Source organism: Mycobacterium triplex (genome assembly GCF_000689255.1).
GTDB lineage: Bacteria > Actinomycetota > Actinomycetes > Mycobacteriales > Mycobacteriaceae > Mycobacterium > Mycobacterium triplex.
Window position 1 is genome coordinate 114,135 of sequence record NZ_HG964446.1, and the last position, 15,512, is coordinate 129,646.

At 67.8% G+C, this 15,512-nt stretch carries 6 protein-coding genes (1 of these 6 only partly in view); 3 read left to right on the forward strand and 3 right to left on the reverse strand.

What is annotated here, in order from left to right; all coding sequences use genetic code 11:
- Nucleotides 1-8,770, forward strand: the 3' end of a protein-coding gene (locus BN973_RS00455) for a non-ribosomal peptide synthase/polyketide synthase (RefSeq protein WP_462138148.1). 21,143 nt of this gene lie to the left of the window's left edge; the window shows 8,770 of its 29,913 coding nt (coding positions 21,144-29,913); its start codon lies beyond the left edge, outside the window; its stop codon occupies nt 8,768-8,770.
- A gap of 3 nt (nt 8,771-8,773) precedes the next feature.
- Here BN973_RS00455 and BN973_RS00460 read toward each other — a convergent pair whose 3' ends face one another.
- Nucleotides 8,774-9,211 (reverse strand): SRPBCC family protein, encoded by a 438-nt coding sequence (locus BN973_RS00460; protein WP_036471877.1) that lies wholly within the window; start codon nt 9,209-9,211, stop codon nt 8,774-8,776.
- A 129-nt stretch (nt 9,212-9,340) separates the two neighbouring features.
- Between BN973_RS00460 and BN973_RS00465 the strand changes: the two genes are divergently transcribed.
- Both BN973_RS00465 and BN973_RS00470 read left to right on the forward strand, forming a co-directional pair.
- Nucleotides 9,341-10,669 carry an FAD-binding oxidoreductase gene (locus BN973_RS00465; protein WP_198048875.1) on the forward strand — a complete coding sequence of 443 codons (1,329 nt, stop codon included), beginning with the start codon at nt 9,341-9,343 and terminating at the stop codon, nt 10,667-10,669.
- Complete coding sequence (locus BN973_RS00470) at nt 10,666-11,976, forward strand: class I SAM-dependent methyltransferase (RefSeq protein ID WP_051641051.1); 1,311 nt, start codon at nt 10,666-10,668, stop codon at nt 11,974-11,976. The genes BN973_RS00465 and BN973_RS00470 overlap by 4 nt, the downstream gene beginning before the upstream one ends.
- A gap of 2 nt (nt 11,977-11,978) precedes the next feature.
- On the opposite strand, the gene BN973_RS00475 is transcribed toward BN973_RS00470, so the two are convergent.
- Entirely contained in the window at nt 11,979-13,889 is a 1,911-nt protein-coding gene (locus BN973_RS00475) for a DNA polymerase III subunits gamma/tau (RefSeq protein WP_036465225.1), read from the reverse strand.
- A gap of 248 nt (nt 13,890-14,137) precedes the next feature.
- The gene (locus BN973_RS00480; RefSeq protein ID WP_139830089.1) at nt 14,138-15,430 is read right to left on the reverse strand and encodes an aminotransferase class I/II-fold pyridoxal phosphate-dependent enzyme; all 1,293 of its coding nucleotides are present in this window, start codon (nt 15,428-15,430) and stop codon (nt 14,138-14,140) included.
- Nucleotides 15,431-15,512 lie beyond the last annotated feature (82 nt).

Genomic DNA, 15,512 nt, shown 5'->3' on the forward strand with positions numbered 1-15,512 from the left:
CAAGGACGCCAAAGAGCAACTGCGCGCCCTGCCCGACGGACTGAGTTACGGGCTGCTGCGCTACCTCAACCACGACGTGGACCTGACCGGATCGGACCCGGTGATCGGGTTCAACTATCTCGGGCGACTCGGCGGCGCGGCCGAGCTGTCCGACGACCTGTGGCAAATCAGTCAGGATGGTCTCTCGATCGCCGCGGCGTCCTCGGCGGTTCCAATGCCGTTGGGGCACACCGTCGAACTCAACGCCAGCACGCTGGACACCGAGACCGGTCCACACCTGAACGCCACCTGGACCTGGGCGCCGTCGGCAATCGACGGACCGCAGATCAGCCGGCTCAGCCAACTGTGGTTCGACGCCCTGGCGGGAATTTGCGCTCACGTCCGACGCGGTGGAGGTGGACTGACCCCATCCGATATCGTCCCGGCGCGCCTGGACCAGCAGCAGATCGACGAGTTGTGCAAACAGGACCGCATCGCCGATATCCTGCCCCTCACCCCGCTGCAGCAAGGACTGCTGTTCCACGCCAACACAATCCGCGGCAACAACGATGATGTCTACGCGATGCAGCTGGGCATCACCATCACCGGCCCGCTGGACCCCGACCGGCTGCGCCTGGCCGTACAAACCGTGCTCGGCCGGCACCCCAACCTGGCCGCCCGGTTCTGCCCCCAATTCGACGAGCCCATCCAGGTCATCCCGGCCCATCCGGTGCCGGCCTGGCAATACATCGAGCTCGGCGACGATGCACAGGCGGTCGAACGGGTGGCCGCCGCCGAACGCGCCGCGGTCTGCGATCTGACGCAGCCCCCGGCATTCCGGGTCGCGTTGATCCGCACCGCCAACGACCGCCATCGCCTGATGTTGACCAACCACCACATCGTGCTCGACGGCTGGTCGCTGCCGATCCTGGCGCAGGAGATCTTCGCCGGCTATTTCGGGCATCGCCTCCCCGCACCCCCGCCCTACCGCCGCTTCGTGACCTGGCTGGCCGAACGCGACATCGCTGCCGCGCAAGAGGCCTGGCGAGAGGCGTTCGCGGACTTCGAGATTCCCACTCTGGTGGGCCCGCCCGCGCGAATCGGGTTGGGGCGACGCGGCGTACAAACGTCGCGGGTCAGCGAATCGATGACCCAGTCGCTGAACGGCCTGGCCCGCGCACATCACACCACCCTCAACACCGTGTTGCAGGTGGGCTGGGCCCAGCTGCTGATGTGGCTGACCGGCCAGCACGACGTCGCCTTCGGCACCGCGGTCTCCGGCCGTCCCACCGAGCTCCCCGGCGCCGAGACGATGGTGGGCCTGCTGATCAACACCGTCCCGGTGCGCGCCAACTGCACGCCGCTGACCACCACCGCCGACCTGCTCAACCAACTGCACCGCGCCAACAACCGCACCCTCGAGCATCAGCACCTCGCGCTGGCGGAGATCCACCGCGTCACGGGACACGACCAACTGTTCGACACGCTCTTCGTGTTCGAGAACTATCCCGTCGATGCCGCCAACCTGGCCGGCGTCGACGGGCTGGCCATCAACGAGATGACCGCACGCGAATACAACCACTACCCCCTGACGCTCCAAGCCATGCCGGGCAACGAACTCGGCCTGCGCGTCGAATACAACACCGACGTCTTCGCCGCGGACAGCATCGAGACCCTGATCCTGCAACTGCACGACGTGCTCCGGGCCATGACCACCGAACCTACCCGCAGGTTGTCCTCGATTCAGCTGTTGGACGCCGACGAGCAGGCACTGATGGACGAGGTGGGCAACCGGGTGACGCTGGCCCGGCGCGCCCCCGCGCTCGTGTCGATCCCCGAGTTGTTCGCCGAACATGTCCAGCGCGACCCGGACGCGGTGGCGGTCAGTTTCCAGGGACGTTCCCACACCTACCGGGAGCTGGATGAGGCCGCTAACCGATTGGCGCACCTGATCGCCGCCCATGGGGCGGTGCGGGGACAGTCTGTGGCGCTGCTGTTTTCACGCTGCCCCGAGGCCATCGTCGCGATGCTGGCGGTACTCAAGGCCGGGGCGGCCTATCTGGCGATCGACCCGGCCCTGCCGGACGTGCGAATCGGGTTCATGCTCGACGACGCCAGGCCGGCCGTCGCGATCACCACCGCGGAGCTGCGGCCGCGCCTGGACGGCTGCGGCGTCCGGATCGTCGAGATCGATGACCCCGCGGTGGGTGCCCAACCCGCCACCGCACCAGCGGCCCCATCGCCCGACGATATCGCGTACCTGATCTACACGTCCGGTACCACGGGAGTCCCCAAAGGTGTTGCGGTGTCTCATCGCAACCTCGCGCACCTGGCCAGTTCGGCACCCGCGCACCTGCCACTGGCACAGGTGTGGACGCAATGCCACTCCTACGGCTTCGACTTCTCGGTGTGGGAGATCTGGGCGGCCCTGCTCGGTGGCGGGCGGCTGGTCGTGGTGCCGGAGTCGGTGACCGCCTCACCCGACGACTTCCACCAGCTGATGGCGACCGAAGGCGTCAATGTCCTGACCCAAACCCCGTCGGCCGCAGCGGCATTGACGCCAAGCCGGTTGGACTCGGTGGCGGTGCTGCTGGGCGGGGAAGCATGCCCGGCCGATGTCGTGGACCAATGGGCCGACGGGCGCGTGGTGATCAACGCCTACGGCCCCACCGAAGTCACCGTCTACGCCTCGATGAGCGCGCCCCTGACCGCGGGGTCGGGAGCGGCGCCCATCGGCGGGCCGGTTTCCACCGCGGCACTGTTCGTCCTCGACGACTGGCTGCGCCCGGTGCCCATCGGGGTAGTCGGTGAGTTGTATGTCGCCGGCGACGGCGTGGCATGCGGATACCTGCGCCGGGCGGGGTTGACGGCGTCACGATTCGTGGCCTGCCCCTTCGGCGAGCGGGGCGCCCGGATGTATCGCACCGGCGACCTGGTGCGCTGGCATCCGGATGGGCAGCTGGACTACGTCGGGCGCGCCGACGAGCAGGTCAAGATCCGCGGCTACCGCATCGAACTCGGCGAGATCCAAACGGCCCTGGCCAGTTTGGACGGCGTCGAACAGGCCGTCGCCGTCACCCGCGAAGACGGGCCGGGCACCACCCAGGCGATCGGGTATGTCACCGGGACGGCCGACCCGGGCGCGCTACGAAATGCGTTGGCCGACAAACTCCCCGCCTATATGATTCCCGCCGCCGTCGTGGTACTCGAGAGCCTGCCGCTGACCCCGAACGGCAAACTCGATGTCCGCGCGCTGCCCGCTCCGGAATTCCGCGCCGGCGACGACTACCGCGCTCCCGCCACCGCCGTCGAAGAAATCCTGGCCGGCATCTACACCCAGGTCCTGGGAGTCGACCACGTCGGCACCGACGACTCCTTCTTCGACCTGGGTGGCGACTCCCTGTCGGCGATGCGCCTGATCACCGCCATCAACTCCGCTCTCGACGCCGACGTCGAAGTACACACCCTGTTCGACGCCCCCACCGTCGCCCAGCTGGCGCCCCGCATCGGCGCAGCCGGCCGGCGTCAGCCGCTGATCGCGGGCGAGCGACCGGCGCTGGTCCCGCTGTCGTTTGCTCAATCCCGGTTGTGGTTCCTCTACCGGTTCGAGGGCGGGGTGGCGACCTACAACATGCCGACCGCCTTCCGGATCGCCGGGGCATTGGACATCGAGGCACTGGACGCGGCCCTCGACGACGTCATCGCCCGCCATGAAGCGTTGCGCACCATCTTCGTCGAGATCGACGGTGTGCCATACCAGGAGGTGCTACCGGCCACGCCGGGAATGTGGCGGCGCGGCGGGGAGGCGGTGTTACCGTTGGCGCGCCACCACATGGTCGCCGAGATGGTGGCACTGGCGAAATACCGGTTTGATCTGTCGGCCGAGATCCCGATTCGCGCGCAGATCTACTCGGTGTCGGCCGAGGAACACTACGTCGGGATTGTGGTGCACCACATCGCCTTTGACGGTTGGTCGCTGGCGCCGATGGCCAGGGATATCGGCGAGGCTTATCGGAATCGACGGCGCGGCCGGGATCCGCAGCGGGCGCCGTTGGCGGTGCAGTACGTCGACTACACGCTGTGGCAGCGCAAGCAATTCGGTGAGCTGGCCGACGCCGACAGCCCGATCGCCGCCCAGTTGGCCTACTGGGAGCATGCCCTGGCCGGAATGCCCGAGCGGTTGCAGCTGCCGACCGATCGGCCCTACCCGCTGGTCGCCGACTACCGCGGCTGCAACGTGGCATTACAGTGGCCCGCCGAGTTGCAACAGCGTATCCGCGATATCGCCCGCGAATACAACGCGACCAGCTTCATGGTGATCCAGGCCGCCCTGGCGGTGCTGCTCTCGGCCGTCAGCGCGAGTTCCGATGTGGCGGTGGGCTTCCCGATCGCCGGGCGCCGCGACCCTGCCCTCGACGAGCTGGTCGGCTTCTTCGTCAACACCCTGGTGCTGCGCGTCGAGGTGGCCGGGGATCCCACCTATGCCGAGCTGCTGGGCCAGGTTCGTCGGCGCAGCCTGGCCGCTTACGAGCACCAAGACGTGCCGTTCGAAGTCCTGGTGGAGCGGCTCAATCCCACTCGCTCCCTGACCCATCACCCGCTGATCCAGGTCATGCTGGCCTGGCAGAGCGCCCCCGGGCACCAGGCCAATCCCGCCACCGGCCTGGAACTGGAGGATCTACAGGTCGCCCAGCTGCCGATGGACACCCAAACTGCCCGAATGGATTTAGTCTTCCACCTCGCCGAACACTGGGGCGACGCCGGTGAGCCCGCCGGAATCGGCGGCACGGTCGAGTATCGCACCGACGTGTTCGATGCGGACACCATCAACGCACTGATCGAGCGACTGCGGCGGGTGCTGGTGGCCATGACCGCCGACCCAACCCGGCGACTGTCGGCGACCGATCTGCTCGAGGCCGACGAGCATGCGCGGCTGGACCATTGGGGCAACCGCGCGGTGTTGAGTCGGGCCGCATTCGAAGCCGAGTCGATTCCGGTGCGGTGGGCCGAACAAGTGGCACGCACGCCCGAGGCGCTGGCGGTGACCTTCGCGGGTCTGTCCATGACCTATCGCGAGCTCGAGGAAGACGCGAACCGGTTGGCTCATCTGTTGACCGCGCACGGGGCAGGGCCGGGACAGACTGTGGCACTGCTGTTTACCCGTTCCACCGAGGCGATCATCGCGATCCTGGCGGTGCTGAAAACCGGCGCGGCCTACCTGGCGATCGACCCGGCCCACCCCGACTCCCGGATCGCGTTCATGGTTGCCGACGCCAAGCCGGTCACCGCGGTCACCACCGCCGCGCTGTCCGACCGGCTCGACGGGCACGACCTGACGGTCGTATCGGTCGACGACCCGCGCATCTCCGGATACCCCGGCACTGCCCTGCCGATGCCGGCCCCCGATGACGTCGCCTACATCATCTACACATCGGGCACCACCGGTACTCCCAAGGGTGTCGCCGTACCACACCACAACGTCACCCGGCTACTGCACTCGCTACAGGGCGAGCTGGAGATGAAACAGGCCTGGACACAATGCCATTCGCTGGCGTTCGACTTCTCGGTGTGGGAGATCTGGGGCCCGCTGCTGCACGGCGGACGGCTGGTGGTGGTACCCGAATCGGTAGCCCGCTCGCCCGAGGACTTCCACGCGCTACTGGCCGCTGAGCGCGTCGGCGTGCTCAGCCGCACCCCGACGGCGTTCTATGCGCTGCAAACCGCCGATTCGCTACAGCCCGGGCTCGCCAGGCAGCTGGAGCTGCAGACGGTGGTGTTCGGCGGTGAAGCCCTTGAGCCGCAGCGTCTTCGGAGTTGGCTGCAGCGTCATCCGGGCTCACCACGCCTGATCAACATGTACGGCATCACCGAGACGACCGTGCACGCCTCCTTCCGGGAGCTCGTCGACGGCGACGTCGACAACGCGGTCAGCCCCATCGGCGGCCCGTTGGCGCATCTGGCGTTCTTCGTGCTGGACAAGTGGTTACGGCAGGTGCCGGCCGGGGTGGTCGGTGAGTTGTACGTGGCCGGTGCCGGGCTGGCCGACGGATATGTGCGCCGGCCCGGCTTGACCGCGTCGCGGTTTTTGTCCTGCCCGTTTGTCGAGGCCGGGGCACCGCCGACAAGGATGTACCGCACCGGCGATCTGGTGTGCTGGGGCCCCGACGGGCAGCTACGCTACGTCGGGCGCGCCGACGAGCAGGTCAAGATCCGCGGCTACCGCATCGAACTCGGCGAAATCGAGAGCGCCCTGCTGGATTGCCCGCAGGTCACCCAGGCCGTCACCACCGTGCACCACGGCGATGCCGGCGAGAACCTCGTCGCCTACATCACGCTGCGGCGCACCAGCACCGCCGACCACGACGCCGAAATCGTCGGACAGTGGCAAGGCGTGTACGACGACCTGTACGACGGTCAAGACGCCGTCCCGCAATTCGGCATGGACTTCCGGGGCTGGAACAGCAGCTACACCGGAGAACCGATCCCGCTCGAGGAGATGGTCGAGTGGCGGGCGGCCACGGTGCAGCGGATCATGGCGCTGCGGCCCCGGCGAGTCCTGGAGGTCGGCGCCGGTTCCGGTCTGCTGCTCTCCCAGATCGCCCCGCATTGCGAGCGCTACGTCGCCACCGACATGTCGCCGGTGGCCATCGACAACCTCGCGCGTTCGCTGGAGCGGTTGCAGATCCCGTGGCGTGATCGGGTCCAACTGCTGGCCCGGCCCGCGCACGTCACCGACGGATTGCCGCGAGGCTACTTCGACACCATCGTCGTCAACTCGGTCGTCCAGTACTTCCCCAACGCTGGGTACCTGGCCGATCTGATCGACAGTGCCATGGAGCTGCTGGCCCCGGGCGGCGCGCTGTTCCTCGGCGACATCCGCAACCACACGCTGCAGGACGCCTTCCAGACCGGAGTCGCACTCGCGCACACCACCACGGCCGACGCCGCGGAGATCCGCCAGCGGGTCCACCGCGCCGTGGTCAGCGAGCCCGAATTGCTTTTGGCACCAAACTTTTTCACCACCTGGGCCGCCGGGCACGCGGTGGCGGCCGGGCTCGACATCCAAGTCAAACGCGGGTTGGCCGACAACGAACTCAACCGGTACCGCTACGACGTCGTGATCCGCAAGACGCCCGCAGCGGTACGTTCGGTGGCCACCGCACCCACCTGGACGTGGACCGAATGCGCGGGCCTGCTCGGACTGCACGCCCGCCTGGGCTCGCAGCGTCCCGCGGCGGTGCGCGTCGCCGGGATCCCGCGCGCCGGGTTGATCGCCGACGTCCGCACCGAGCACGCCCTCGCCGACGGGCAGCCGCTGGCCGATGCGCTCATCGCGCCCGTGGCGGCCCCCGACAGCGTCACTCCCGAACAGCTGCACCGCCTCGGCGAAAACGCCGGCTACCACGTCGCGGTCACCTGGGGCGCCGAGCCCGGCACCCTCGACGCGGTCTTCCTCATCTCCGCCGGCGCCGGGCTGACCGACCTGTACCTGCCCCCCGCCGACGCTCCAGCCCATGCCAACAACCCCCACACCAACATGGAGATCAGCGCGGTGCGCCAGCGGTTGAGCGCGCGACTGCCGGAGTACATGGTGCCGGCGCAGATCGTGGTGCTCGACGAGTTCCCGTTGACCTCGTCGGGCAAGATCGACACCAAGGCACTGCCGGCGCCGGTGTTCGCCGCGACGCCGTTCCAGCCCCCGCAATCCGAGACCGAACGGGTCATCGCCGGCGTCTACGCGCAGGTGCTGGGCATCGAGCGGGTGGGGGTCGACGACTCATTCTTCGACCTCGGTGGCGATTCGCTGTCCGCGATGCGGGTGATCGCCGCGATCAACGCGGCTCTCGATGTGCACCTTCCGGTGCGCACCATGTTCTATGCCCCGTCGGTGCGCAATCTGAGCGAGCAGCTGAGCACGCAGGACAGCGCCGCGGAGGTGGTCCCCGTCGAGGTCTTCCGGGGGGGCACCGGCGCTCCGCTGTGCTGCATTCACGACGGCCTGGGACTGAGCTGGTCGTATCGGGCGCTGGGCGAGTATGTGGATTGCCCGATCGTGGGAATCAACCAAATCCCGCACGACGGCGAAGCCGAGCCCGCCTCGATTCACGCCATGGCGGCGAACTACGCAGACCGTATCCAAGCCCGCTATCCCGACGGGCCTTACCGACTTCTCGGCTGGTCTTTCGGAGGTGTCGTCGCGCACGAACTCGCGATCGAACTGCAGCGCCGCGGCCGCGTGGTGCAGAGCCTGGTGCTGATCGACCCGGTATTCAGCGCCGGCAAATTCATCACGAAACTGAGCGCCAACCGGGCTGCCGCCAAGAACCAGACACCCGACGAGAGCCAGATCCTGGAACACCTCTTGCGGACCAACCGGATCGACGTACCCATGCAGTCCGGGCCGCTCAACTATCGCCAGGCCGAGGAACTGATGCATCAACACGGCGCCGCACTCCCGCTGCCGCCCCAGCAGCTGCTGGAGTTCATGGTGCACAGCGTCAAGACAAACCACCGGCGCCTGGCCGACCACGTGCCCGGTGTCTACGACGGCGACATGGTCATCTTCGCCGCGGCCCGAGGCAGAAGCGACCGGCCCAGGGCACGGTGGCGAGGACTGCGAACCGGGCGGGCGGCCCGCTCCCAGCAGCGGCTTTGGCGGCCTTACGTCGGCGGAGAGCTGGCCGCCTACTCCGTCGACAGCACCCACCTGGAGATGCTGACGGCCGATTCGCTGCGCGCGTACGGCGAACAACTCAGGCGGTACCTGCACACCGGGGTGACGCAGGGCTGAGGGCTACCCCTCGAGCTCCTTCTTCAGGTTTGCCAGCACCTCACCCTGAATTTTCTTCAGCCCCAACGGTGCAAACGTCTTTTCGAAAAAGCCCTTGACGCCACCCGCGCCGGTCCAGCTGGTCTTGACGGTCACGCTGGATCCGGGGCCCGCCGGGGCGACGGTCCAGTTGGTGACCATCGACGAGTTCGCGTCCTTCTCGATGACGCTGTGACCAGCGACGTCGACGTTGGCCTGCACGTCACGGCTGCGTGATTTGGTGGCCTGCAGCTTCCACTTGGCGACGGTGCCCTGGCCCTGCCCACCCTGCAGCACCTGATATCCGCTGTAGTGCGAGGACAGGATCTTCGGGCGGACGTTCTGGTAGTCCGCGACCGCGGCGAGCGTGGCCCCGGGCTCGACGTTGATCAAGATGGTGCTGGCGGCGCTGACCTGTGCCATCGGGCGCGACTCCTCTGTTGTGATGCCGCTCGCGAGCGGGTGCACGGGGTGTGGTCGAAGACTAGGGTATATGTGGTGCCAGGTTCGGGATCTGCACTCGCGGCTCACAGGTCGGGCGTCGATCGGCTGATGGCGAGTTATCGTTCCATCCCCGTGACGTCCGCGGTCCGGCTCGCCAAGCCCACGTCAAACCTGTTCCGCGCCCGCACTAAACGCGACGCGCGCGGCCTGGATACGTCGGGACTGACCGGCGTGCTAAGTGTGGATCCCGAGTCCCGCACCGCCGACGTGGCCGGCATGTGCACCTACGAGGACTTGGTCGCGGCGACCCTGCCCTATGGCCTGTCGCCGCTGGTAGTCCCGCAGCTCAAGACCATCACGCTCGGCGGGGCGGTCAGCGGCCTGGGCATCGAGTCCGCGTCGTTCCGCAACGGTTTGCCGCACGAATCGGTGCTGGAAATGGACATCCTCACCGGCGCCGGCGAATTGCTCACCGCGTCGCGTGATCAGCACTGCGACCTGTTCCGCGCGTTTCCCAATTCCTATGGAACACTGGGCTATTCGACGAGGCTCCGGATCGAGCTGGAACCCATCGCGCCGTTTGTGGCGTTGCGGCACATCCGATTCCACTCCTTGCCCGAGCTGGTCGCGGCCGCCGAACGCATCATCGACACCGGCGGGCAGGGCGGCGTCCCGGTCGACTACCTCGACGGCGTGGTCTTCAGTTCCGACGAGAGCTACCTGTGCGTGGGCAAACGCACCACCACCCCGGGACCGGTCAGCGACTACACCGGCAAAAAGATCTACTACCAGTCGATGCAGCACGACGCCACCGGCGGCACCAAAGACGACCGGCTGACGATGCACGACTACTTCTGGCGATGGGACACCGACTGGTTTTGGTGCTCACGCGCATTCGGCGTGCAGAACCCGCGACTGCGGCGCTGGTGGCCGCGCCGCTACCGGCGCAGCAGCGTCTACTCCAAGCTGGTGGCCATGGACCGCCGCTTCGGGATCTCCGACCGGATCGAAGCCCGCAGTGGCAATCCGGCCCGGGAGCGGGTGGTCCAGGACGTCGAGGTGCCGATCGGACGATCCTGCGAATTCCTGGAGTGGTTTCTCGACAACGTTCCGATCACGCCGATTTGGCTGTGCCCGTTGCGACTCCGCGATCACGAGGGTTGGCCGCTGTATCCGATACCGGCGGACCACAGCTACGTCAACATCGGGTTCTGGTCCTCGGTGCCCGCCGGCGACGGCGTGGGGACCACCAACCGGGCGATCGAGGCGAAGGTCAGCGAGCTCGACGGGCACAAGTCGTTGTACTCCGACTCTTTTTACACACGTGAGGAATTCGACCAGCTGTACGGCGGCGAGATTTACAAGACGGTCAAGAAATCCTACGATCCCGACTCTCGTCTGCTCGATCTCTATGCAAAGGCGGTGCAACGGCGATGACGACGACCAAAGAGCCCGACCACTCCACCAAGGGCAAGCTCAACATGGCCGAGGTGCTCGAGATCTTCACCGCAAGCGGCGGGCACCCGCTGAAGTTCACCGCTTACGACGGCAGCACCGCCGGAAGCACGGACGCCACACTCGGCCTGGATCTGTGTTCGCCGCGAGGGGCGACCTACCTCGCGACCGCGCCCGGCGAACTGGGCATCGCCCGCGCGTACGTCTCGGGTGACCTGCAGCCACACGGCGTGCACCCCGCCGACCCCTACGAGCTGCTCAGGATGCTGGCCGACCGGGTGGATTTCAAACGGCCGTCGGCGTGGACCCTGGCTCAGGTGGTCCGCTCGATCGGAATCGAGCATTTGGTCCCGATCGCACCGCCGGCGCTGGAAACGCCGCCCCGCTGGCGCCGGTTCGCAGAAGGGTTGTTGCACAGCAAGTCCCGCGACGCGGGAGCGATCCACCACCACTACGACGTGTCCAACACGTTCTACGAATGGGTGCTGGGACCGTCGATGACCTACACCTGCGCGGTGTATCCGGACGCCGACGCGACGCTGGAAGAGGCGCAAGACAACAAGTACCGGCTGATTTTCGAGAAGCTACGGCTGCAACCGGGTGACCGGCTGCTCGACGTGGGATGCGGCTGGGGCGGCATGGTGCGCTACGCCGCCCGCCACGGGGTGCGGGCAATCGGCGCCACCCTGTCTGCCGAACAGGCGAAGTGGGCGCAACAAGCGATCGAGGACCAAGGTCTGTCCGACCTTGCCGAGGTGCGCCACTCCGACTACCGCGATGTGCTGGAGTCCGGCTTTGACGCCGTCTCGTCGATCGGGCTGACCGAGCACGTCGGGGTGAAGAACTACCGCGCCTACTTCGGTTTCCTGAAGTCGAAGTTGCGCACCGGCGGTCTGCTGCTCAATCACTGCATCACCCGCCACGACAACGAGCAGCACACGTTCGCCGGCGGCTTCACCGACCGATACGTCTTCCCCGACGGGGAGTTGACCGGTTCCGGCCGCATCATGGTCGACATCCAGGACACGGGTTTCGAGGTGCTGCACACCGAGAACTTCCGCCACCACTACGCGATGACGTTGCGCGACTGGTGCCGCAACCTCGTCGAGCACTGGGACGATGCGGTTGAGGAAGTGGGTCTGCCCGTCGCCAAGGTGTGGGGCCTGTACATGGCCGCATCACGAGTTGCGTTCGAGCAGAACAACCTTCAGCTCCATCACGTGCTGGCCGCCAATGTGGAGCGGCGCGGCGCCGACAGCTTGCCGCTGCGCCCTTGGTGGCGGCCTTAGGCTCAGCCGCCGTCGATCCGGCGCGCGCCCAGCTCGTTCTGCAGCAGTTCGAGGGCGGCCTCTTCGGGGTCGCGGCGTGGCGCCGACGGATCGGTGCGGCCCGCTTCGGCGAGCATGTGCTCCTCTTCGTCCCGCTGAGCGGATTCCGCAGCGACAGCATCGGTTACTGCAGGCTCGTTCTCGGGGGGCGGCAAAGCCGCGCCCCGGCGAGTGGGAGGCGGGGTTGGTCCCTTGCGCGCGGGCGGCTCCGCGACCGAGGCCGCCGATCCACCCGCCTCGCAGCGCACCCGCCAGCTGACGCCCAGCAACTCGTTGAGCGCCCCGGCGATGACGTCGGCGTTGCGCTGCTCGGACAGCCGCTTGGCCAGCGGCGCCGACGCATGGCTGAGCACCAGCGTGTCGCCGTCCAAGGCCCGGACGGTGGCATCCGCCAACATCACCTCGGTAGTGCGGCTGCGCTCGCGGACCTTGTCGCGCACCTCGCGCCATATGGTCCGTATCGCGGCAACGTTGAGTTCGCCCGGGGCAGAAGCCGTTTCGGGATCCGGGGCCGAGGCGTGTTCCGGATTCGGTACCGGATCCGGTGGCGGCGCCGCGGCCGGCTCGGGGACCGCCTCGCGCTGCGGCTCGGCAGGCTCGGCGGTTCTACGCTGAAACGTGCGGGCGGCCGGCGCCTCGTCGGGCTCCGACGGCTGGGCTTTCGGCGCCGCGGCCGGCGGCTTCGCGGGCGCCGGTGCGGTATCGCCGGCGGGGATGGACATGGCCAGCCGGGTCTCGATGCGCTCGATACGTTGCAGCAGAGCCGATTCGGCGTCGCTGGCCGAGGGCAGCAGCAGGCGCGCACAGACCACTTCGAGCAGCAGCCGGGGTGCGGTCGCGCCGCGCATCTCGCCCAGGCCGGCCTGCACCACTTCGGCATAGCGGGTCAGCGTCGCCGCGCCGATTCGGGCGGCTTGATCGCGCATGCGGTCCAGCACGTCTTCCGGCCCGTCCACCACGCCACGGCTTATCGCATCCGGAACTGCTTGCAGCACAATGAGATCGCGGAATCGTTCCAGCAGGTCGGTGGCGAAACGCCGTGGGTCGTGACCGGCATCGATCACCGATTCGACCGCCCCGAACAGTGCCGCGGCATCTCCGGCGCCCAGCGCGTCGACGGCGTCGTCGATCAACGCGACGTCGGTGGCGCCCAGCAGCCCCAACGCCCTCGGGTAGGTGACGTGGTTGTCGTCGGCCCCGGCCACCAACTGATCCAGCACCGACAACGTGTCGCGGGGCGAACCGCCGCCGGCGCGGATCACCAACGGGAACACCGCGTCGTCGACGATCACGCCTTCTTGTTCGCAGATCCGCCCGATCAGCGACCGCATCGTCCTGGGGGGCAGCAGCCGGAACGGGTAGTGATGGGTGCGCGACCGGATCGTCGGCAGCACCTTCTCGGGTTCGGTGGTGGCGAAGATGAAGATGAGGTGCTCGGGTGGTTCCTCGACGATCTTGAGCAGCGCGTTGAACCCCGCCGTCGTCACCATGTGCGCCTCGTCGACGATGAACACCCGGTAGCGCGACTGCGCCGGGGCGTAGAAGGCGCGGTCGCGCAGCTCGCGAGTGTCGTCCACGCCGCCGTGGCTGGCGGCGTCGAGCTCCACCACGTCGATGCTGCCGGGCGCGTTGGGTGCCAGCGCCTGGCACGAGTCGCACACCCCGCACGGCGTGGCCGTCGGCCCCTGCACACAGTTCAGCGACCGGGCCAGGATGCGGGCGGACGAGGTCTTTCCGCAGCCACGCGGCCCGGAGAAGAGGTACGCATGGTTGATCCGGCCGGCTTCCAGGGCGACGGACAGCGGTTCGGTGACGTGCTGCTGCCCCACCACTTCGGCGAAGGTTGCCGGTCGATACTTGCGGTAGAGAGCCACGGTCGCCCAGGCTACCGGCGATCGGCGACTAGAGCCCGACCGCCCGTCAAGGGTGCATCCACGGCGGCCGGTGTGCGTCAGCGGCGTCGAGTGTGCGTCAGCGGCGTCGAGTGTGCGTCAGCGGCGTCGAGTGTGCGTCAGCGGCGTCGAGTGTGCGTCAGCGGCGGCGACACGCCGCGCGAGCCCGCCCTCCGCGTACACCGAACGCCGGAAAGGCACACCCAACGCCGGGAAGCACGCCCAGCGCGTCAGTTCACGCTCGGAGCCGGGGTGCCCAGCCGGGCCTCGGAGGCGGCCAGCAGCGCGCAGGTGGCCAGGCCGTCGACCGCGTCGCGCAGATCCGGCAGCGACGGAAAGGTAGGAGCGATGCGGATGTTCTTGTCCTCCGGATCCTTGCGATACGGGAACGTCGCACCCGCCTCGGTGACCGCGATGCCGGCGTCTTTGGCCAGCGCGACGGTCCGGCGCGCCGTACCGGGCCACACGTCGAGGCTGATGAAGTAGCCGCCCTTGGGCTCGGTCCAGGACGCGATCTTGGAGTCGCCGAGGCGCTCCTCGAGGATCTCCAGCGTCAGCGCGAACTTCGGCGCCAGGATCTGCTGGTGGCGCTGCATCTGCAGGCGGACCCCGTCGGCGTCGCCGAAGAAGCGCAGGTGCCGCAGCTGGTTGATCTTGTCCGGGCCGATCGACTTCTTCCCCGCGTACTGCAGATACCAGGCGATGTTGCCCAGCGATCCGCCCAGGAAACTGACACCGGCACCGGCAAAGGTGATCTTCGAGGTGGACGCGAAGACATACGGCCGGTTCGGATTTCCGGCCGCGGCGGCCAGCCCGAGGACGTCGACCTGACGCAGGAAGTCGTGCGTCAGGGTGTGCACCGCGTAGGCGTTGTCCCAGAACAGCCGGAAGTCGGGCGCCGCCGTCTGCATCTGCACCAGCCGGCGAACCGTTTCCCAGGAGTACGTCACCCCGGTGGGGTTGCCGAACACCGGCACCGTCCACATCCCCTTGATCGCAGGGTCGACGGCGACCAGCTCCTCGATCATGTCGACGTCCGGGCCGTCGTCGCGCATCGGGACCACGATCATCTCGATGCCCATCGTCTCGGTGATCGCGAAGTGGCGGTCATAGCCGGGAGCCGGGCAAAGGAACTTGACGCTCGGCTCGTCCTTCCAGGGCCGCTGCGAATCCACGCCTCCGTACAGCATCGAGAACACGACGAGGTCGTGCATCAGCTCCAGGCTGGAGTTGTTCCCGGCGATCAGGTTCGGCACCGGGATGCCCAGCAACTCCCCGAAGATGGCCCGCAGCCCGGGCAGCCCGTGCAGCCCGCCGTAGTTGCGGGTGTCGGTCCCCTCGGGGTCGCGGAAGTCGTCGCCGGGCAGGCTCAACAGCTGGTTGGACAGATCGAGCTGCTCCGGCGCCGGTTTGCCGCGGGTCAGATCCAAGTGCAGCTTCTTGGCCTGCAGCTCCGCGTAGTCCTGCTGGTTGCGCGAGTGCAGTGCGGTGAGCTCTTGCACGCTGAGGGAATCGAACGCCACCATGCCTTCTCGAGGGCCCTTTCGCAGTCGAACGCCGGAGGGTGACGGGCCGGCTCGCGGCATAAGCGCTGGCTGCGCGGCC